The following is an 18,905-nucleotide window of genomic DNA, read 5'->3' as shown; positions in this document are numbered from 1 at the left end:
CCTTCCACTGGAATTCGACGACATGCAACATTTCAAGGCCCTTCGCCTGCTGGCGGGCGAGACCGCACCGGTGCGCCAGATCTGCGAACTCACGACAGCCGATCTCAGCCCCGGCGACGTGCTCATCGAGGTCGCGTACTCCAGCATCAACTACAAGGATGCGCTGGCCTCCAAGGGACTCAACAGCATCATCCGCACCTGGCCGCGGATCGGCGGCATCGACCTGACAGGGACGGTGCTGGAGTCCGCCGACGTACGCTGGCAGCGCGGTGACGAAGTTGTGGTGCACGGCTTCGGCATCGGCGTCGACCACGACGGCGGGCATGCGCAGATGGCGCGCGTGGCGGGCGACTGGGTCATGCGCATTCCGCAGGGCTTCAGCCTGTTCGATGCCGCCGTGCTGGGCGCGGCCGGCTACACCGCGGGCTACTCGCTGCACCTGATGGAACTCAACGGACTGGCGCCCGGACAGGGCCCGGTGCTGGTCACCGGCGCCACTGGCGGCGTGGCCAGCGTGGCGATCGACATGCTCTCGCAGCGCGGCTACAGCGTGACGGCGATGAGCGGCAAGCCCGAGGCCGTGCCTTATCTGCAGTCGCTGGGCGCGAGCGAGGTCATCGGCCGCATCGACGCGCAGGCAAGACCCAAGCCGCTGGAGAAGGGCCAGTGGGCCGGTGCGGTGGATTCGGTTGGCGGCGACACCCTCGCATGGTTGACGCGGACCGCCCTGCCCGGCGGCGTGATCGCGGCCTTCGGCAATGCCGGCGGCGCGGAGCTGAACACCACCGTGCTGCCCTTCATCCTGCGCGGCGTGAGCCTCCTGGGCATCAACGCCAACTCCCCGATGCCGCTGCGCGAGATGGTGTGGAAGAAGATGGCGAACGAATACCGGCCCGCGCAACTCGCGCAGATTGCCAATGTGATCGGGTTGGAAGAATTGCCGGAGTGGCTGGATCGGACGCTGGAAGGGAAGGTGCGGGGGCGGACTGTGATTGATATGCGGCGTTAGGCAGGTGCCGGCATCCGCGGCACGCCGCCGCGATTCGATGTCGTCGCGGGCTACTGCGTGGCAAGGCTCTTCGTACCAGGCATTGCGGGCACTCTTTGTGGCTTTTCGCGCGTGTCCGCGGCACATGCAAACCTCGTCGCCGACGAAGCGCCAAAGGTCGCCTCCGGTCCGGACCCTCAGCGCCTGTCGACAGGCTCCAGCGTCCAAAGATATTCACTGTTCTCGTAGAAATGCATGTACCAGCTCCGATTACCCGGCACGATGGTGGTCAGGTAGTTTTCATGGTCATAGCACGGCACCAGGCACTGCCCGCTGCCGCCGGTTGCCCATCCGAACTCATATGCGCTCTGGATGCCGACACGATCACCGAAAAGGACAGGGCCCGGCTTCTCCTTCACGAGCATCCAGGTCTGGCGCGTGTTGTTGTCGCCTTCCATGTAGTCGTTGAAATAGTAGGCGTCGGTGGAGTCCTTCCATGCGCCCAGCACGTTGTAGGCGCCGAGCCCGCTCTCGGCGGCCACCAGCCTCATCTTCGCGCCGCGGATCGCCTGGACGCTACCCGCGTACGGGCGATCCTCGGCGTTCTCGAAATAGAACTCGGTGCGCTTCGCGGCGGGAGCCGAATTGCTCAGAATCGGAAAGAACTCGCTGATGTTCGGATCGGCGGAAACTGTCGAGAACGGCACGACGTAGTGTTCCGCAAATCCAGCGACGTACCGGCCCTTGTGATCCTTCAGCCAGAAGCGATCGTGATACGCGAGCGGTTCGCCGTTCGTGTGTGATTTCAGGAAGCGGACCGCCTTCTCGTCGCGCCGTGCGGTCTTCAAGCAAGGCACGGCGTCGAACGTGGGTGCCTTCGCGGTACGGCTGCCGAAATCCGGGATGTGCTTCTCCAGGCCGCGCCATTTGAGGATCGTCGCGATGAGCGACGTGTGATCGTAGGGCACATCTGTTGTCGATCTGAACACGGTGCCCTTCTCGATCCATGGCGACACCAGGATGGCAGGTACGCGACCGCCATACCGGCGAAAGTCGAAATTCGATTCCCGCTTGACGGGCGAAGGCCCGTCGCCCCAGGGCGGTATCGCCGCGGGCGGCGGCACGTGGTCGAACGCGCCGACGGGCTCGTCGAACGTCATGACAAACAGGGTCTTTTCCCAAGCCGCCCGGTTCGCGATCAGGCTGGCGTAGATGTCCTTGACCAGATTCTCCGCGGCATCGAGATTGCCGGGCGGGTGGTAGTCCCGGCCCTGATGGAAGAGCACGCTCTGGATGCCCAGCGTCGAGCCGAAGCCACCGCCGGTGCCGGCGTGGGCGATCGTCCATTCGGGTTGCAGATAGGAGAAGTGCGGCAGTTTTCCGGCGCGCGCCAGCGTGTGGAAGTCGTCGAGTTTCGCGAAATGGGTGTCCGCATTTGCGACGCGAAGCATCTCCGGGAAAAGGCGGTGGGTGTAGTCGGACACCACGTCCGGAGAGCTCAACTCCTTGAGGTATTGCGCGTGGTTCGCGCTGATGGCCCCGACGATCAATTGCCCGAGCGCAAGCAGGGGTGCCCGCGCCGCAAGCCCGATCCCCGCCGCGACACTGCCGCCCGTGGCGACCTGGATAGCGTTGCAGATGTTGCTCGGCAGATAGCCGCTCTGGTAGAACACCTTCCACGTCGAATTGGCCTCCTCCAGCGCATTGAAGATCGTCTTCGACTCGAAGCGGTCGTCGCCGATCAGGTATCCGAAGGCGCTCTCGATGGCGGCCGCGCGCGAATCCTTCTCCAGGAAGCCGTTGTTGACCAGGCCCATCGAGGTCCCGCACATCGCAAAAGCGCGGTTGGGGTTCGTCTGCGATGGCACCGACGAGAACCACAGGTCCGAGACGGCGTAGTGCTCCGCCAATCCATTGATGACAGGCAACTGATCCGGCGTGAAGCTCTGCATCACCTGTGAGGCGTATCGCCCGACAACTTCTTCCGGAAAGGCAAGGTGCCGCAGCACGTTCGTGTAGTCGCGCACATAGCCTTTCATGCTGGCCTTGCGCGAGCGCGTCCACGCCATGAGCACGAGGTCCTCGTTAGCGCTGGCCTGGAGTTCGCCCACCGGAATGGAGAAGGTATTCGCCAGCCACGCGATCACAGTGTTGCGGTGATCGTCGTCGGTTTGCGACTTGAGCCACGGCACGTCGCGGATCTTCGCGTCTCGCAAGAACACGACGATGGCCAGTTTGCCGGCCAGGTCGCTGGCCGGCGGACCATTCAGGGGCCGGCTGTCGGGGAAGGCCGAGAAGTAGGCATGGCTCTGGCTGCTGTTGCCGGCCATCGCGCCACTCAGCGCCTCGTGCACTTGCGCGGACGACATGCCTTTCACGGCGTCGTGGGTGCGCCATCCGCCTGCCGCCAGAACGCCGCCGGGCGTCATCTGGATGGGCGGCGCGAAGGTCATCTCGAACGGCCATTCGTACAACTGCGTGGCGACCTGCGCGAAGTTCTCGCCTGGAGCGATGTTGGGGACGTTGAGCCCCTGCGCGCCACGGGTCGGCTTGACCTTGATCCGCCCGGTCGCATCGACGTTCTCGAATGCGCCCAGATCGAGTCCTTGCAGGCCTTCGTAGGCGCGCAGTCCCTGCCGAAGCGGCGGCACGTGCCGGGCCGGGTGGCCTTGTTCGTAGAGCCAGCCAAGCAGACTGTCGAACGATCGGTTCTCCATCATCAGCAGCACGACGTGTTCGATCTGCTGCATTGGCCGGCCCGATGTGCCTGCGACGCCGGTGGCCACGATGCGGGTCACGCGCTCGTCGGCGTAATTCGCGACCCACATGCAGGTTCCGTCGAAGACCATGACGGCGGGGCTGGGCAGGCCGTCGATCGTCTCCACGACCGCGCCGGAGGCGGCATCCAGCTTTGTGAGGACGCCTCGGGCCTGGTCGGCGGCCCATATGCAGGCGCCGTCAAAGGCGATTTGCTGGGGACTATTGCCGGCAGGGCATTCCCAGACGACCGCGCCGGTGTCGACAGCGAGCTTGGTCACGATGGCCCGGCCCGTTCCCGAGACCCAGACGTGGGTACCGTCGCAGACCAGACCGCCCGACGACTCGGCGACCCGATAGGTGCCGACCTCGGCACCCGTGGCCGCCATGAGCTTGGTCACGCTCTCGCCGTATTGGTTGGCGACCCAGATGTGCGTCCCGTCGAACGCCAAAGCCGAGGGCCGCTCGCCGGTGGGATAAGTGCCGATCAGTTCGCCGGAGTGCGTGAGCAGCTTCGACACGCTGTGGCGACGGTAGTTCGCCGTCCAAACATTGGTTCCGTCGGCGGTGATCGTGGACGGTTGATCGTCGGAGGCCAAGGCATAGTTGCCGACCACCTCGCCGGTCTCGATCGACAACTTGACCGCGCCACCGTTCGACAGAACGACGATGTGGGTACCGTCGAAGGCCAGCCCCGCCGGTGCGACGACAGGATAGGTGCCGATAACCTCGGCCGTGGCGGCCCGTATCCGCATCACGTTGTTGCTACCCCAGTTGGCCACCCAGACGCAGGCGCCGTCGAAAGCCAGGGCACTCGGATTGGCTCCGACCCGGATCGTGATCTTTTCCGTCATCTCGATTCCCCTCTGGTTGCGCAGGAAGGTGTGCAACATCGACGTGGCCCGCTGCTCCTTGGCAGGGGCCCACGTCGATGGGGCGGGACCGGGAGGCGATGCTCTCGGAGGGAGGTGTGGCCAAGCATATTGGCACGGGAGGTTCGCTCTTGTCCATTGCAAGTTGCGTGCGGCGCGATGCACTTGCCTTCAGTGATCCACCCGAGGAATCAGCCTGTGCCATACGCTTGCACCAGCGTTCATGCGACCTGCCGGCTACCTTCGTTTTCGCACTTGCGCGCGCCGCGCTCGCAGCGATGATCCATAGAGCGGTCGCGACTTCGCGCCACACGTTTCATTGCTGGGCGCCGGCGACGCGACGACCGCCATATTGCAGGCACGCCTTCTTCGTGACGCGATTGCCCTCAAACGGTGGCACTGGTCGCGGGATCGACCAGCCTGTTCATCATTGGCGCCATCACGCACCTACCAACCGTTGAGTCGACGATGTCGACGGACCTCTTCGGGCCCGGAGTTGCCGGTCGTCCTTGACCGAATGCCGCGTCGTTCGCGCGGATCGCCAGTCAACGGTGCGCTCCCATCGAACCGACCTTGCGAAGGAATACATGCGAATTTCCGCCCGATGCGGGGGCCGGTCATGCAGCGGGTGCTTGCAGCCTCGCGAAGGGCCCATCAGCGGGTTGGCTTCGCACGCCTCTGGGGCTTTCTGCGGCAGCCTGCCGATGGCTTGGACCGCGGCGGGGTCCTACCAGCCTATGACCGAGCACGCACTACCGACACCCCATGCGCTCCCAGCGTCAGCGTCGTCTCAGCCCCCTCAACCAGCCGCCGCCCCAGCTCAGTCGACACCACGAACACCGGCCCCAGCGCCGTGTCGAACCCATACTCGTAGTACCCACCCAGATACGCTGCCTTGCGCAAGGTAGCCGGCAGCCCGCCCGGCTCGCCGATCACCCACGCCTCCGGCCGTACCGCCACCTTCACCGCACCCGGCGCCACGGCATGGCGCGGCTCCAGCCACAGCGGACCAAGCGCCACCCGCCCATCCGCCAGCGCCATCGCGGGAAACACCGAAGCCTCCCCCATGAAGCCCGCCACGAACTCGCTCTCCGGCCGGTTGTAGAGCTGCTCGGGCGTACCGGTCTGCGCGATGACGCCGTGGTCCATCACGATGATCTGGTCGCTGACCGCGAGCGCTTCGCTCTGGTCGTGCGTGACGTAAGCCACCGTGAGTTTCAGCCGCTGCTGCAGGCCACGGATCTCCTCCCGCATCTCGCGACGCAGCCGCGCGTCGAGGTTCGACAGCGGCTCGTCGAACAGCAGCACCGCCGGCTCCAGCACCAGGGCGCGCGCCAGTGCCACGCGTTGCTGCTGGCCGCCCGACAGTTCGCTCGGCAGTCGCTCGTCGAAGTCGACCAGGCCCACGCCCTTGAGCGTCTCGCGTGCGCGGCGCGCGATCTCGTCCTTCTTCACGCCGCTCATCTTCAGCCCGTAGCCCACGTTCTCGATCACGTTCATATGCGGGAACAGCGCGTAGCTCTGGAACATCATGCTCACGTTGCGCTCGGCCGGCCCGAGCGTGGTGACATCGCGCCCGCCCATGAGGATCGCGCCCGAGGTCGGCGACTCCAGCCCTGCGATCATGCGCAAGGTGGTTGTCTTGCCGCAGCCCGAAGGCCCGAGGATGGTGGTCAGCGTGCCGACCGGCACCTCGAAGCTGATGCCCTTCACCGCCAACGGCGCCGACGGGTCGGTTCCATAGCGCTTGGTCACGTTGCGGAATTCGATGCCGTTGCTCATGAGGACAAGACTCCAAAATCGGATTCGGACAGCCGAACGCGGAAGTCCCAAAGGTTTCGCAAAGGTCGCAAAAGAAATTCAAAAACTTGGCTGTTCTTTTGCGACTTCTGCGAAACCTTTGGGACTTCCGCGTTCTCCTGCCCGTATTGCATTCCTACTGCGCCACCACAGGCGCAACCACAGCCCTGCGCCGCCCCAGCTTGCGCTCACCGACCAGCCACTGGATCAACGCGATCGCCGCCGACATCAGCACGATCAAGACCGTGCAGTAGGCCAGCGCCACGCCATAGTCGCCATTGCCGACGCGGCCGATGATGTAGGTGGTGGCCAGTTCGTTCTCGGCCGTCACAAGAAAGATGACCGCGCTCACCGTGGTCATCGCGCGCACGAAGCTGTAGACCAGCGCAGCCACCAGCGCGGGCTTCAACAGCGGCAGCACCACGTGGAACAGCGTCTGCGAGGTGGATGCACGCAGCATCAGCGAGGCCTCGTCGAGCGAGCGGTCCAGTTGCTTGAACGCCGCCGTGCCGGCCCGCACGCCCACGGGCAAGTTACGAAACATGAAGCACAGCACGATGATCAGCCCGGTGCCCGTCAGCTCGAACGGCGGGACGTTGAACGCAAGGATGTAGCTCACGCCCAGCACCGTGCCCGGAATCGCAAAGGCCAGCAGCGCGCCGAACTCGAACACACCCTGCCCCCTGAACTCGTTGCGCGCCAGCAGCCACGCGATCAGCAAGCCCAGCGCGGCCGTCACGGGCGCGGAGATGCCCGCCAGCTTCAAGGTGGTCAGCAGCGAATTCCACGCCGTGCCCGCCCACACCAGCCCGAACTGGCCCCACTCCAGCGCGAACGCGGTCTTGAAGTGGTTAAGCGTCAGGCTGTAGTCGCGCCCCCAGGTCTGCACGAAGCCGCCGGCGAACGCGAAGAGATACACCACCAGCGTGAACACGATCCACGGAAACGCGATCGCGTAGACCGTGCGCCGCACGCCGTCCGGCAACGCCATCGCAATGCCCGCATCGCCCTTGCCGCTGACGGTCGTGTAGTTCTTCTTGCCCAGCACGCCGCGCTGCAACGCGAACACGCCGAGCGCGAAGATCGTCAGCACCCACGCGAGCGATGCCGCACGGCCCTGGTCATATTGCGCGCCGACGATGGCGAAGAAGATGTCGGTCGACAGCACCGAGAACTGGCCGCCCACCACCACCGGGTTGCCGAAGTCCGCGATGCTCTCGATGAAGCCGACCAGGAAGGCATTGGCCAGCCCCGGCTTCATCAACGGCAGCGTGATGGTGAAGAAGGTCTGGCGACGGTCCGCATGCAGCATCTGCGCCGCCTCTTCCATGCTCGGCGCAATGCCCTGCACGACGCCGCGCATGATCATGAAAGCGATCGGCGTGAAGGCGAACAACTGCGCCACCAGCACGCCAAGCATGCCGTAGAACCAGCGCGTGGGCTCGATGCCGAACCAGGTTTCGAGCACCTGGTTGACCACGCCCGCGCGGCCGAACAACAGGATCAGCCCCAGCCCGACGACGAAGGGCGGCGTGATGATCGGCAGCAACGCCAGCACGCGCAGCGGCGCCTGCCATCGCTTGCCGCCGCGCTCCGCCATCAGCGCCATCAACGTGCCCAGCAAGGTGGTGCCGGTGGCGGTGAGCAAGGCCAGCACCAGCGTGTTCCACGCGACACCGCAGCGCACGCCGCCCGCCACGCAACCCAGGCCCCAGATCCGCTCGGTGAAGACACGCGCTGCGAACGCGGCAAGCGACCACTTGCCGTCCTCGTCGAAGAACGCGCCTGCCAGCGCCTTGCTCACCGGGTACGCGATGAACAGCGCCATCGTCACGCCGCAGCCGATCACCGCGCCCGCGACGAACAGGTCACCCTTGAAGTACCCGAGCCGCGCCAGCCCGAAAGCCAGGAGCAGCACCAAGGCCGCGATCGCGACGGACCCGCCGGCACCCATGCCGAACTGGTTGACCGACAATTCGCCGAACGCGCTGTTGAGCGCGGTGACGCTCCATCCACGCGCGCCGATGGTGAAGCCCGACACCGCCAGCCCGACCGCTCCGATCAGCCCGCCCGCCAGCAACCACCGCCCTTGCGCGCGCCCCGGCGCCGACATTGCGCCGACACCGCAAAGCGCCAGCCCGAGCACGCCCACCAGCAACCAGCCACGCCCCTGCAGCAACGCCTGCAACACGCCATTGGCCGCATCACCCTCGCTGAAGATGCGCGGCCAGGCTTCATACCAACTGGTGTCCTGGATCGCGTACCAGGGCAGCAGCAGATAGCCGACGAGGCCGGCCGCCACGCAGGAGGCGATGGCGGCGTTGGGCTTGCGTGTCACCTCGGCAACGAGTTGACTTCCTTCTCCCACCGCCCGATCAGCCGCCGACGCTCATCGCTCTTTCCGTACTTCGCATAGTCGTAGTTGATCATCTTGATCTTCTTGAAGTCCGGTACGTTGGCGTCCACCGGCGTGGCTTTGTTCGACGGCAACTGGTACTGCTTGGCATTCGCGCCGAAGGTCTGTGCCTGCGGCGTCAATGCCCATTCATAGAACTTCTTCGCCTCGGCCAGGTTGCGCGCCCCCTTGACGATGCTCATCGAGCCGATCTCCGCACCGGTGCCCTCCGACGGCGTCACCGTCTCGACCGGGAAGCCCGCCATCCTTTCCTGCGGCGCATCGTGCACGAAGCTGATCGACACCGCCGTCTCGCCGCGCGCCACCGCCTTGATCGGCCCGACGCCCGTACGCGTGTACTGGCCCACGTTCCTGTGCAGCCCCTTGAGATAGTCGAAGGCCTTCTCCTCGCCCATCAGTTGCACCAGCGTGGCGATCATCGTGTAGGCCGTGCCGCTCGATGCGGGGTTGGCCACCTGGATGTCGCCCTTGTATTCGGGCTTCAGCAGGTCGGCCCAGCTCTTTGGAATGTCGAGCTTCTTTTTCTTCAGCAGCTCCGTGTTGTAGCCGAAGCCCAGCGGCCCCGAATAGATGCCCACGGTCTTGTAGCCCGACTGCTGCGCCTGCTCCTGTGCCCAGGGATAGAGCTGCGTCAGCGAGGGCGACTTGTATTCCAGCGTCAGGCCCAGTTCAGCCGCCTGCAGGTGCGGGTCGCCCGTGCCGCCGAACCACACGTCGGTCTTCGGGTTCTCCTTCTCGGCCATGAGCTGCGCCAGCGCCTCGCCCGAGCCCTTGAGCGCCAGGTTGATCTTGACGCCCGTGGTGCGCGCATAGACGGTCGCGATCATGTTGCACCAGTCGGCCTGCACCGAGCAGATCACGTTGACCTGCTGCGCCGAAGCCATCGACGACATGCCCAGAATCAAGGCCGAGAAGAGGATCTTTTTCATATGATGAATAACATTAAAAGAGAAGGGCCTCCCTTGGCGACAAACCAGCTTAGTGGCGCGTGAACGTATCGGTCATCCGTACAACTACCATTAAAGTCGGGCTCTCAAGTCGATGTGGCTTGCCATCTCGACTTGCTCGGAAGTCGACTTCCCCACCTCACGGAAAACCACATGAGTTTCGATCTCGTTCTGTTCGGCGGCACCGGTGACCTGGCATGGCGCAAGCTGATGCCGGCGTTGTTCCAGGCCTTCCGCCACGGCAGCCTCCCCGCCAATGGCCGCATCATCGGTGTCGCGCGCGACGACCTTTCGGACGACCAGTACCGCGAACTGATCCAGTCGCGCTTCAAGGCGGTCGAAGGCGCCAAGCGCCCCACCGAAGATGAGTTCAAGGCCTTCGCCTCGATGCTCTACTACCTGCGGCTCGACCTGTCCAAGCCGGCCGACTATGCCCGCCTGGCCGACATGCTCAACACGCGCAATGCCGACAACGTCATCATGTATGTCGCAACGGCACCGGCACTTTTCACGCAGACCGTCGAGCAGATCGCGGTGGCCGGCCTCAACGGGCCGAAGACGCGCGTGGTGCTCGAGAAACCGCTCGGCCACGACCTCGCCTCCAACCGCGCCATCAACGAAGCGGTCGGCAAGGTGCTGAAGGAGAACCAAGTCTTCCGCATCGACCATTACCTCGGCAAGCCCTCGGTGCAGAACCTGTTCGCGCTGCGCTTCGGCAATGCGCTGTTCGAACCGATGTGGCGCCGCGAACATATCGCCAACATCCAGATCACCATCGCCGAAGACCTCGGCGTCGAAAAGCGTGGCGCCTTCTACGACCAGACCGGTGCCTTGCGCGACATGGTGCAGAACCATGCGCTGCAACTGGTCTGCGCCATCGGCATGGAGCCGCCGATCAACGCGCATGCCGATGCCATCCGCGACGAGAAGCTGAAGGTGCTGCGCTCGCTGAAACGCTGGACGCCCGATTCGCTGGGCCTGCATGCCGTTCGCGGCCAATACACCGCAGGCACCGCGTATGGCGAGCGCGTGCAAGGCTACAAGGAAGAGCCCGGCGTCGACCCCGAGAGCCGCACCGAGACCTTCGTGGCGCTGCGCACCGAGATCGAGAACTGGCGCTGGGCCGGCGTGCCCATCTACATCCGCACCGGCAAGCGCCTCGCGTCCCGCGACGCGCGCATCGAGATCAATTTCCGCCCCGCGCCGCATGCCATCTTCCGCACGCCCGCCGGCATCGCGAACAAGCTGGTGATCAACCTGCAGCCGAAGGATGGGCTGGAACTTCACCTGTTGGCGCAAGCGCAGGACCAGCGCGTGAACACCAAGGCCGGCGTGCGCGGCGGCATGCTGCCGCTGGCACCGGTGCAACTCGACCTCGACTTCGACAAGCGCTTCGGCACCGAGCGCGTGGGCGCCTACGAGCGCCTGCTGCTCGACGTGATCGACGGCCGCCTCAACCTGTTCGTGCGCAGCGACGAGCAGGAAGCCGCCTGGCACTGGGTCGAGCCCCTGATCGACAGCTGGGGCATCGACGGCGGGCCGCGGCCTTACGCAGCGGGTACCTGGGGTCCGAGTGCGTCGAGCGCGATGATTGCGCGGGACGGGTTTGCCTGGGGCGAGGAGCAGTAGCTCTGGGTGCGGGGGGTCGGAGCCGGGATCGGACAGCCGTACGCAGAGGACGCGAAGGTTCCGCGAAGGACGCGAAAGAAGACCCAAGAAAAATCAAACCCGGATTCTTCTTTTCAACTTCTTTTATTGAATTCTTTCGCGTCCTTCGCGGAACCTTCGCGTCCTTCGCGTAAGGCCAAGTCCGTATTCAAGGGGCCTTGGAACCAGCCCTCCTCCTGCGTCCGTCCCGTCCCGTCAAATCCCGACCCGGAACGGCCTCAGATCCGCCCCTCCTCCACCGCATGGCAAGCCACCTGGATCCCCTCGAAGGTCTGCAGCTTCGGCCGGTCCGCCGAGCAGCGCGTATTCGCATGCGGGCAACGCGGATGGAAGGCGCAGCCGGTCGGCGGTGACAGCGGATTCGGCACCTCGCCCTGCACCGGCGTGCGCGCGCGGCCGGTGGCGTGCATCTGCGGGATCGCGTCGAGCAGCATGCGCGTGTACGGATGGCGCGGCGTCGCGAACAGGGTGCGCTTGTCGGCCACCTCGACCAGCCGGCCCAGGTACATCACGCCCACCTGGTCGCTCACATGGCGCACCACCGCCAGGTTGTGCGAGATGAAGAGGTAGGTCAGCCCGCGCTCGCGCTGCAGGTCCTTCATGATGTTGAGCACCTGGGCCTGCACGCTCACGTCGAGCGCGGAGGTCGGCTCGTCGCACACCAGGAACTCAGGCGCCGTGGCCAGCGCCCGCGCGATCGAGATGCGCTGGCGCTGCCCGCCCGAGAACTGGTGCGGGTACTTCACCATGTCGTGCGGGCTCAGTCCCACCGATTGCAGCAGCTCGCCCACGCGGTCGCGCAGCGCGCCCTTCTCCGTCACCAGGCCATGTTCCAGCAACGGCTCGCCGACGATGCCCTCGACTTTCCAGCGCGGGTTCAGGCTCGCATACGGGTCCTGGAAGATCATCTGGATGTGCTGGCGCAGCGCCCGGCCCTGCGGCGACGCAAAGGTCTCGTGCACGTCCTTGCCCGCGAAGTGCACGTGCCCCCGGCTCGGCTTGTAGAGCCCCACCAGCACGCGCGCCACGGTGCTCTTGCCGCAGCCGGATTCGCCGACCAGGGCCAGTGTCCGCCCGCGCGGGATGGCAAAGCTGACGCCATCGACCGCATGCAGCAGCAGCCGCGGCTGGCGCTCGATCACCCGGTTGAGCCACGGGGCGGATACGTCGAATGTCCGGGCGATGTCATGGGCCACGACCAGCGGCTTGTTCTCCGGGGGCACGGCAAGGTCGATGTGCTCGACAACGGTGGAAGTCATCGCACGACCTCGGTGAAATGCATTGCGGGGCCTGCCGGCGCGGCGGTCATTGGATAACCTCCGCGCTGCGCACCGCCGTGCGAGCGCCTTCGGAACGGCCGGGCGGCACTCATGCGACCACTCCCGCGCCCTGTGTCGCGTCATGCAGCCAGCAGGCCGCCCGCGTCGCACCGGCCTCGATGAGATCCGGCCGCTCGCGCGTGCAACGCTCGAAGGCACGCGGGCAGCGCGGGTTGTAGGCGCATCCGACGGGAATGGCGTTCAGCCGAGGCATCGCGCCGTCGATCTGGTTCAGCCGCTCGCGCTCGATCGCCATGTCCGGAATCGCCGCCATCAGCCCGCTCGTATAGGGATGCGCCGGCGCGTGGATCACCTCGTGCACCGGCCCGATCTCCGCGACGCGCCCCGCATACAGCACCGCCACGCGGTCGCAGGTCTCCGCGATCACGCCCATGTCGTGCGTGATCAGCATCACGGCGGCGCCGCGCTCATGGCAGAGCCGCTTGAGCAGCGTGATGATCTGCGCCTGGATCGACACGTCGAGCGCCGTGGTCGGCTCGTCCGCCACGATCAGCATCGGCTCGGCCGCGAGCGCCAGCGCGATCACCACGCGCTGCCGCATGCCGCCCGAGAACTGGTGCGGATAGTGGTCGATGCGTTGCGCGGCGCCCGGAATGCCGGTGTCCTCGAGCAGCCCGATGGCGCGCTTGCGCGCCTCCGCCTCGGTCACGGGCAGGTGCGTGCGAATGGTCTCGGTGAGCTGCCGCCCGATCGAGTAGAGCGGGTTCAGCGAGGTCAGCGGGTCCTGGAAGATCGCGCCGATGCGCCGGCCGCGGATGTGCCGCATCTTCGAATGGTCGAGGTTGTCGATGCGCTCGCCTTGCAGCAGGACCTGTCCGCCGGCGATGCGCCCCGGCGGCTCCAGCAGCCCGATGATCGCCGCACCGGTGAGCGACTTGCCCGCGCCCGATTCACCGACCACGCCCAGGATCTCCCCGGGCGCGATCGAAAAGGAAATGTCGTCGAGCGCCCGCAGCGTGCCGCGCCGGCCCGGGAACTCGACCACCAGGTTCTGCACCTGCAACAACGGATGCGATGCCTTCATCATCCCAACCTCGGATTCAGTGCATCGCGCAGCCAGTCGCCCAGCAGGTTCACGCTCAGCGCAATCAAGACCAGCATCACGCCGGGAAACACGACGCCCCACCATTCGCCGCTGAACAGGAACTGGTTGCCGTTGCTGATCAGCGTGCCCAGCGAAGGCGACGTGGGTGGCACGCCCACGCCCAGGAAGGACAGCGTGGCCTCGGTGATGATCGCGGTCGCGACCTGCACGGTCGCGATCACGAACACCGGCCCCAGCACATTGGGCAGCACGTGCTTGCGCATGATGCGCAGCGACGACACGCCGGTGACGCGTGCCGCCTGCACGTATTCCTTGTTTCGTTCCACCAGCGTGGAGCCGCGCACCGTGCGCGCGTAGTCGACCCATTTCGTCAGCGAGATCGCCAGGATCAACACGCCGAAGGCCACCGAGTTGGGCGCGTTCGGAAACAACGCCCGCCCCACTCCTGCGATCAGCAGCGCCACCAGGATGGCAGGGAAGGACAGCACTACATCGCAAAGTCGCATCAGGAACGAATCGAGCCAGCCACCGCGAAAGCCCGCCAGCAACCCCAGCGTCACACCGATAAGCATCGACAGCAGCACCGAGACAAAGCCCACCACCAGCGACACCCGCGAGCCATACATCAAGGCCGACAGGATGTCGCGGCCCTGCTCGTCGGTGCCCAGCAGGTACTTGGTCGTGCCCTCTTCCATCCACACTGGCGGCCGGCGCGCATCGCCGAGTTCGAGCGTCGCCAGGTCGTAGGGATCATGCGGCGCCACCCATCCCGCGAATACCGCGCAGAAGACGCAGACGAACGCGACCACCGCAGCGGCGATCGCCATCGGCGAATGCCGGAAGCTGTAGCCCACATCGCCGTCGAGCCAGCGGAACAGTATTTTTTTCATCGTTGGTATCAACCACTCGCCGCAAGGATCACGCCCGGTTGACGCGACGCGCTCCCATTCCAGGGACACCGAGGAACCGGCTTTGCCGGGCCTCTGGTGTCGCCCCCGGTGAGGGGGTGGGAGTCGCGCACGCAGTGCGCAGCGACCTGGGGGAGAGCCTTACTTCACGCTCATCCACTTGAACGGCATGTAGTTGTCCGCCATCTGCGTCAGCTCCACCTTCTTGCTCACGCCCCAGGCCAGCGTCTGCTGGTGCAGCGGCAGGTGGCCGATGTCGTCGATGTGCAGCGCAAAGGCTTCCTTGATCATCGCGTCGCGCTTGGCCTTGTCGGTCTCGGACTGGATCTTCTTGGTCAGGTCGTCCACCTTCGGATTGCAGTACGCGCCCAGGTTGAACTGCCCGGTGCCGGTCTTGTCGTCCGGGCAGGCCATCAATGCGCTCAATGCGTTGTGCGCGTCGTAGGTGGTCGGCGTCCAGCCAAGCATGTAGAAGCTGGTGTCGCGGCGCAGCACCTTCGGGAAGTAGGTGCCCTTGGTTTCCGCGGCCAGGTTGATCTTCACGCCGATCTTCGCCAGGTTGGCCGCCACGCTCTGGCAGATCTGGCTGTCGTTCACGTAGCGGTCGTTCGGACAGTTCATCGTCACTTCGAAGCCGTTCGGATAGCCCGCCTCGGCCAGCAGCTTCTTCGCGGCTTCGACGTCATAGGGCAGGCGCTTGTCCTGCGCTTCCGTCCAGCCGTTGATGCCGGGGCCGACCATCAGTCCGGTCGGGCGCGATGCGCCGCGCATCACCGTCTTCTGGATGCCCACGATGTCGATCGCCTGGTAGAAGGCTTGGCGCACGCGCTTGTCCTTGAATGGGTTCTTGCCCTTCACGCTGGAATAGAGCAACTCGTCGCGCTTCTGGTCCATGCCGAGGAACATGGTGCGAAGTTCAGGCCCGCTGATCACGCGTGCGTTCGCGCTCTTGTTGATGCGCTCGATGTCCTGCACCGGCACCGGCTCCATCACGTCGATCTCGCCGGAGAGCAAGGCCGCCACGCGCGTCGCCGGATTGGAGATCGGCGTGAAGATCACTTCCTGCACATTGCCTTCGATCTTGCCCCAGTAGGTCGGGTTGCGCGTGAACACCGTGCGCACGTTCGGCTGGCGCTCGCGCACGCGGAACGGGCCGGTGCCGTTGGCCTTGAACGAGGCCGTGTTCTCGATGCCTTTGCGCCGGTCCACCGGCATCGTCGCCTTGTTCTCCTCGCACCATTTCTTGCTCAGGATCATGAGCTGCGAGATCACGTCCGGCAGGATCGGGAACGGGCCCTTGGTCTCGATTTCGATGACGAAGTCGTTGACCTTGCGCACCTCCTTGATGTCGGAGGTGTTGGTCTTCACGTCCGAACCGTCGCCGGCCGCGCGCGCAAAACTGAACACCACGTCGTCGGCGGTGAAGGGCGTGCCATCGTGAAACTTGACGTTCTTGCGCAGTTCGAAGGTCCAGACGGTAGGCGTGCTCTGCTTCCAGCTCGTGGCCAGCAAGGGCGCCAGGCTCAGGTCCTTGTTGCGCCCGACGAGCGGCTCATAGGCATTCGCATCGGTGCTGAGCTGCAGCGACTCGTTCAGCGAGTGCGGGTCGAGCGAGAGTGCGTCGCCCTGGTTGGCAATGCGGATCGTCTGTGCATTGGCCAGCAGACTCGTCGCGCCCAGCGTCGCCAGGACAGCGGCCGTCAGCACTTTGGACTTGAAACTCATGGAAAGACACTCCTCGATGGGTTGGAACAGATACTCAGATGAGTGGCGGGGCAATCTCGCGGCCGGTGCACGGCAGCCCGATGATGCGGGCTATTGCAAGGCGCGGGCCTTGGCGTTTACCTTGGGCGCGGCGGCAAGCTGCAAGGGCATGCCCTGCTCGACCAGGCTCGCGTGCATCGCCGCGCCGAGCGGCAGGATCTCGTCGTTGAAGTCATAGCGGCTGTTGTGCAGGAACGCGCCGTCCTTCACGCCCTGGCCGATGCGCAGGTAGGCGCCCGGCTTCTTCTGCAGCATGAAGGAGAAGTCCTCGGCGCCCATGCTCGGCTCCATGTTGCGCTCGACGTTGCGTGCGCCCACCAGCCCCTGCGCCACGTCGCCGGCAAACAGCGCCTCTGTGGGCGTGTTGATGGTCGCGGGATAGATCCGCTCGAAGCGCACCGTGGCGCTCGCGCCAAAGCCCGTGGCCACGGCGCCGCACAACTCCGCCAGCCGCTGCTCGACCTGCTCCTGCACCGCGTCGCTGAAGGTGCGCACCGTGCCCACCAGCGTGGCCTTGCCCGGCACCACGCTCATCGCGCCAAGGTCGCCGGCCTGTACTGCGCAGATGCTGATCACCGCCGCATCGATCGGCCGCACGTTGCGCGAGACGATGCTCTGCACCGCCGTGATGATGTGGGCCGACACCAGCACCGGATCGATGGTCTGGTAGGCATGTGCGCCATGGCCGCCTCTGCCCGTCACCTCGATCGTGATGCGGTCGGCCGCTGCCATCATCGCCCCATGGTTCAGGCCGATCGTGCCCGGCTGCATGCCGGGCCAGTTGTGCATGGCGAACACCGACTCCACCGGAAAGCGATCGAACAGTCCGTCCTCGATCATCACCCGGGCGCCGGCAAAGCCTTCCTCGCCGGGCTGGAAGATGAGCACTGCCGTGCCGTCGAAATTGCGCGTCTCCGCCAGATAGCGCGCGGCGCCCACCAGCATGGCCGTGTGACCGTCATGGCCGCAGCCGTGCATCAGGCCCTTCTTCGCCGAACGCCAATCGAAGCCGTTGTCCTCGCACATGGGCAATGCATCCATGTCGGCGCGCAGGCCGATCATGCGGCGGCTGGCCGTGGAGCGGCCTCGGATCACGCCGACCAGGCCGGTCTTGCCGATGCCGGCGTGGATCTCGTCGACCCCGCAGGCGCGTAACGACTCCTGCACCCGCGCCGCGGTATAGACCTCCTCGAAGCCCAGTTCCGGATGCGCATGCAGGTCGCGGCGCAACGCCGTGATCTCCGGATGGAAACGCGCGATGTGCGCAAACGCCCTTCCCGCCACCTGCCAACGTACCGGACCCATCAATGCCCCCCTGTCGTGGAAACCCGCAGCCTCGGATCGACCGCGAAATACAGCAGGTCCACCACGAGATTGATCGTCACGAAAATCAATGCGATGAGGCAGAGATAGGCCGACATGATCGGGATGTCGGCGAAGGTCACCGCCTCGATGAACAGGAGGCCCATGCCGGGCCATTGGAAGACCTTCTCGGTAATGATCGCGAACGCAATCAGCGAGCCCAATTGAAGCCCCGTGATGGTGATCACCGGCACCATCGTGTTGCGCAAGGCATGCCCGAAATGGATGGCGCGATCCGACAGGCCGCGCGCGCGGGCGAACTTGATGTAGTCGGTGCGCAGCACCTCCAGCATCTCGGAGCGCACCAGCCGCATGATCAGCGTGAGTTGGAAGATCGCCAGCGTCACGGTCGGCAACACCAGGTGGCTCCAGCCGTCCCGCGTGAACAGGCCGCTGCTCCACCAGCCCAGCTTGACCACCTCGCCGCGTCCAAAACTCGGCAGCCAGCCCAGCCAGACAGAGAACACCAGGATCAGCAGGATGCCGATGAGAAAGGTCGGCAGGGACACGCCCAGCAGCGACAGCGCCATCACAGTCTGGCTGCCCACGGAGCCGCGCCGCAGGGCCGCATACACGCCCATGGGCAGGCCCACGGCAAGCGCCAGCAGGGCCGCCACCACCGTCAGTTCCAGCGTCGCCGGCAGGCGCTCGCCGATCAGGCGCGAGACCTTGGCGCCCTGGCGCAGGCTCAGGCCGAACTCACCCTGCGCCGCGTTGACGATGAAATGCCAGAACTGCACGACGAAGGGCTGGTCGAGCCCCAAGTCGATGCGCAGCTGGCGGATCTGTTCGGGCTTGGCGTCCTGGCCCAAGAGGAAGACAACCGGATCCCCCACGTACTGGAAGAGCAGGAACGCGATGAAAGCCACCGCGACCATCACGATCACGGCCTGGATAAGGCGGCGCAGTACGAAAACAAGCATCGAGAAACTATTTGTTACTAACGATAGCAGAGCAATCCGCGTGCCCGCGAGGGGACTAACCATGAAAAAAGCCACTCGACTTTCATCGAGTGGCTTTTCGAGTCTTTCAACTTCA

Annotated in this window: 12 protein-coding genes and 1 pseudogene; 2 read left to right on the top strand and 11 right to left on the bottom strand. The window is 65.3% G+C overall.

What is annotated here, in order from left to right; all coding sequences use genetic code 11:
- The first annotated feature begins 22 nt into the window (after positions 1-22).
- Positions 23-1,009, top strand: a complete 987-nt coding sequence (locus tag HB681_RS02075; RefSeq protein ID WP_213953078.1) for an acryloyl-CoA reductase — start codon at positions 23-25, stop codon at positions 1,007-1,009.
- A 176-nt stretch (positions 1,010-1,185) separates the two neighbouring features.
- On the opposite strand, the gene HB681_RS02070 is transcribed toward HB681_RS02075, so the two are convergent.
- The 5 genes and pseudogenes from HB681_RS02070 to HB681_RS02055 form a co-directional block, all read right to left on the bottom strand.
- Positions 1,186-3,705 (bottom strand): alkaline phosphatase family protein, encoded by a 2,520-nt coding sequence (locus HB681_RS02070; protein WP_345944611.1) that lies wholly within the window; start codon positions 3,703-3,705, stop codon positions 1,186-1,188.
- A 177-nt stretch (positions 3,706-3,882) separates the two neighbouring features.
- Positions 3,883-4,500 (bottom strand): annotated as a pseudogene (locus tag HB681_RS38675) (PQQ-binding-like beta-propeller repeat protein); the annotation flags it as partial.
- An 852-nt stretch (positions 4,501-5,352) separates the two neighbouring features.
- Positions 5,353-6,399 (bottom strand): ABC transporter ATP-binding protein, encoded by a 1,047-nt coding sequence (locus HB681_RS02065; protein WP_213953076.1) that lies wholly within the window; start codon positions 6,397-6,399, stop codon positions 5,353-5,355.
- A 154-nt stretch (positions 6,400-6,553) separates the two neighbouring features.
- On the bottom strand, positions 6,554-8,755 hold the full coding sequence (locus tag HB681_RS02060; protein ID WP_345944609.1) for an iron ABC transporter permease: 2,202 nt from the start codon (positions 8,753-8,755) through the stop codon (positions 6,554-6,556).
- Positions 8,752-9,762 carry an ABC transporter substrate-binding protein gene (locus HB681_RS02055; RefSeq protein WP_213953074.1) on the bottom strand — a complete coding sequence of 337 codons (1,011 nt, stop codon included), beginning with the start codon at positions 9,760-9,762 and terminating at the stop codon, positions 8,752-8,754. The genes HB681_RS02060 and HB681_RS02055 overlap by 4 nt, the downstream gene beginning before the upstream one ends.
- Positions 9,763-9,933: 171 nt before the next feature.
- On the opposite strand from HB681_RS02055, the gene zwf reads away from it, so the two are divergent.
- Positions 9,934-11,409, top strand: coding sequence for a glucose-6-phosphate dehydrogenase (gene zwf, locus HB681_RS02050; protein WP_213953073.1), 1,476 nt, complete (start codon positions 9,934-9,936; stop codon positions 11,407-11,409).
- 257 nt (positions 11,410-11,666) lie between these two features.
- Here the strand turns inward: zwf and HB681_RS02045 are convergent, their stop codons facing one another.
- The 6 genes from HB681_RS02045 to HB681_RS02020 form a co-directional block, all read right to left on the bottom strand.
- A complete protein-coding gene (locus HB681_RS02045; protein ID WP_213953072.1) occupies positions 11,667-12,707 on the bottom strand; it encodes an oligopeptide/dipeptide ABC transporter ATP-binding protein in 1,041 nt (346 codons plus the stop codon).
- A 109-nt stretch (positions 12,708-12,816) separates the two neighbouring features.
- Entirely contained in the window at positions 12,817-13,815 is a 999-nt protein-coding gene (locus HB681_RS02040) for an ABC transporter ATP-binding protein (RefSeq protein WP_256734787.1), read from the bottom strand.
- Entirely contained in the window at positions 13,812-14,723 is a 912-nt protein-coding gene (locus HB681_RS02035) for an ABC transporter permease (RefSeq protein WP_213953071.1), read from the bottom strand. The genes HB681_RS02040 and HB681_RS02035 overlap by 4 nt, the downstream gene beginning before the upstream one ends.
- Positions 14,724-14,882: 159 nt before the next feature.
- Positions 14,883-16,466 (bottom strand): ABC transporter substrate-binding protein, encoded by a 1,584-nt coding sequence (locus HB681_RS02030; protein ID WP_213953070.1) that lies wholly within the window; start codon positions 16,464-16,466, stop codon positions 14,883-14,885.
- Between the two features lie 90 nt (positions 16,467-16,556).
- Entirely contained in the window at positions 16,557-17,810 is a 1,254-nt protein-coding gene (locus tag HB681_RS02025) for a M20 aminoacylase family protein (protein ID WP_213953069.1), read from the bottom strand.
- Positions 17,810-18,790 carry an ABC transporter permease gene (locus tag HB681_RS02020; protein ID WP_213953068.1) on the bottom strand — a complete coding sequence of 327 codons (981 nt, stop codon included), beginning with the start codon at positions 18,788-18,790 and terminating at the stop codon, positions 17,810-17,812. The genes HB681_RS02025 and HB681_RS02020 overlap by 1 nt, the downstream gene beginning before the upstream one ends.
- Between the last annotated feature and the right edge of the window lie 115 nt (positions 18,791-18,905).

Source organism: Variovorax sp. dw_954, assembly GCF_018449755.1.
Classification (GTDB): Bacteria; Pseudomonadota; Gammaproteobacteria; order Burkholderiales; family Burkholderiaceae_C; genus Variovorax.
The sequence above is the reverse complement of the archived record's forward strand: the minus strand, read 5'-3'. Positions and strand labels throughout refer to the sequence as shown.

What these genes read in the sequence shown, in the direction of transcription:
- zwf (WP_213953073.1), top strand. Translation starts at nt 9,934, where the DNA reads ATGAGTTTCGATCTCGTTCTGTTCGGCGGCACCGGTGACCTGGCATGG.
- HB681_RS02055 (WP_213953074.1), bottom strand. Translation starts at nt 9,762, where the DNA reads ATGAAAAAGATCCTCTTCTCGGCCTTGATTCTGGGCATGTCGTCGATG.
- HB681_RS02045 (WP_213953072.1), bottom strand. Translation starts at nt 12,707, where the DNA reads ATGACTTCCACCGTTGTCGAGCACATCGACCTTGCCGTGCCCCCGGAG.
- HB681_RS02065 (WP_213953076.1), bottom strand. Translation starts at nt 6,399, where the DNA reads ATGAGCAACGGCATCGAATTCCGCAACGTGACCAAGCGCTATGGAACC.
- HB681_RS02075 (WP_213953078.1), top strand. Translation starts at nt 23, where the DNA reads ATGCAACATTTCAAGGCCCTTCGCCTGCTGGCGGGCGAGACCGCACCG.
- HB681_RS02020 (WP_213953068.1), bottom strand. Translation starts at nt 18,790, where the DNA reads ATGCTTGTTTTCGTACTGCGCCGCCTTATCCAGGCCGTGATCGTGATG.
- HB681_RS02030 (WP_213953070.1), bottom strand. Translation starts at nt 16,466, where the DNA reads ATGAGTTTCAAGTCCAAAGTGCTGACGGCCGCTGTCCTGGCGACGCTG.
- HB681_RS02070 (WP_345944611.1), bottom strand. Translation starts at nt 3,705, where the DNA reads ATGGAGAACCGATCGTTCGACAGTCTGCTTGGCTGGCTCTACGAACAA.
- HB681_RS02025 (WP_213953069.1), bottom strand. Translation starts at nt 17,810, where the DNA reads ATGGGTCCGGTACGTTGGCAGGTGGCGGGAAGGGCGTTTGCGCACATC.
- HB681_RS02040 (WP_256734787.1), bottom strand. Translation starts at nt 13,815, where the DNA reads ATGATGAAGGCATCGCATCCGTTGTTGCAGGTGCAGAACCTGGTGGTC.
- HB681_RS02035 (WP_213953071.1), bottom strand. Translation starts at nt 14,723, where the DNA reads ATGAAAAAAATACTGTTCCGCTGGCTCGACGGCGATGTGGGCTACAGC.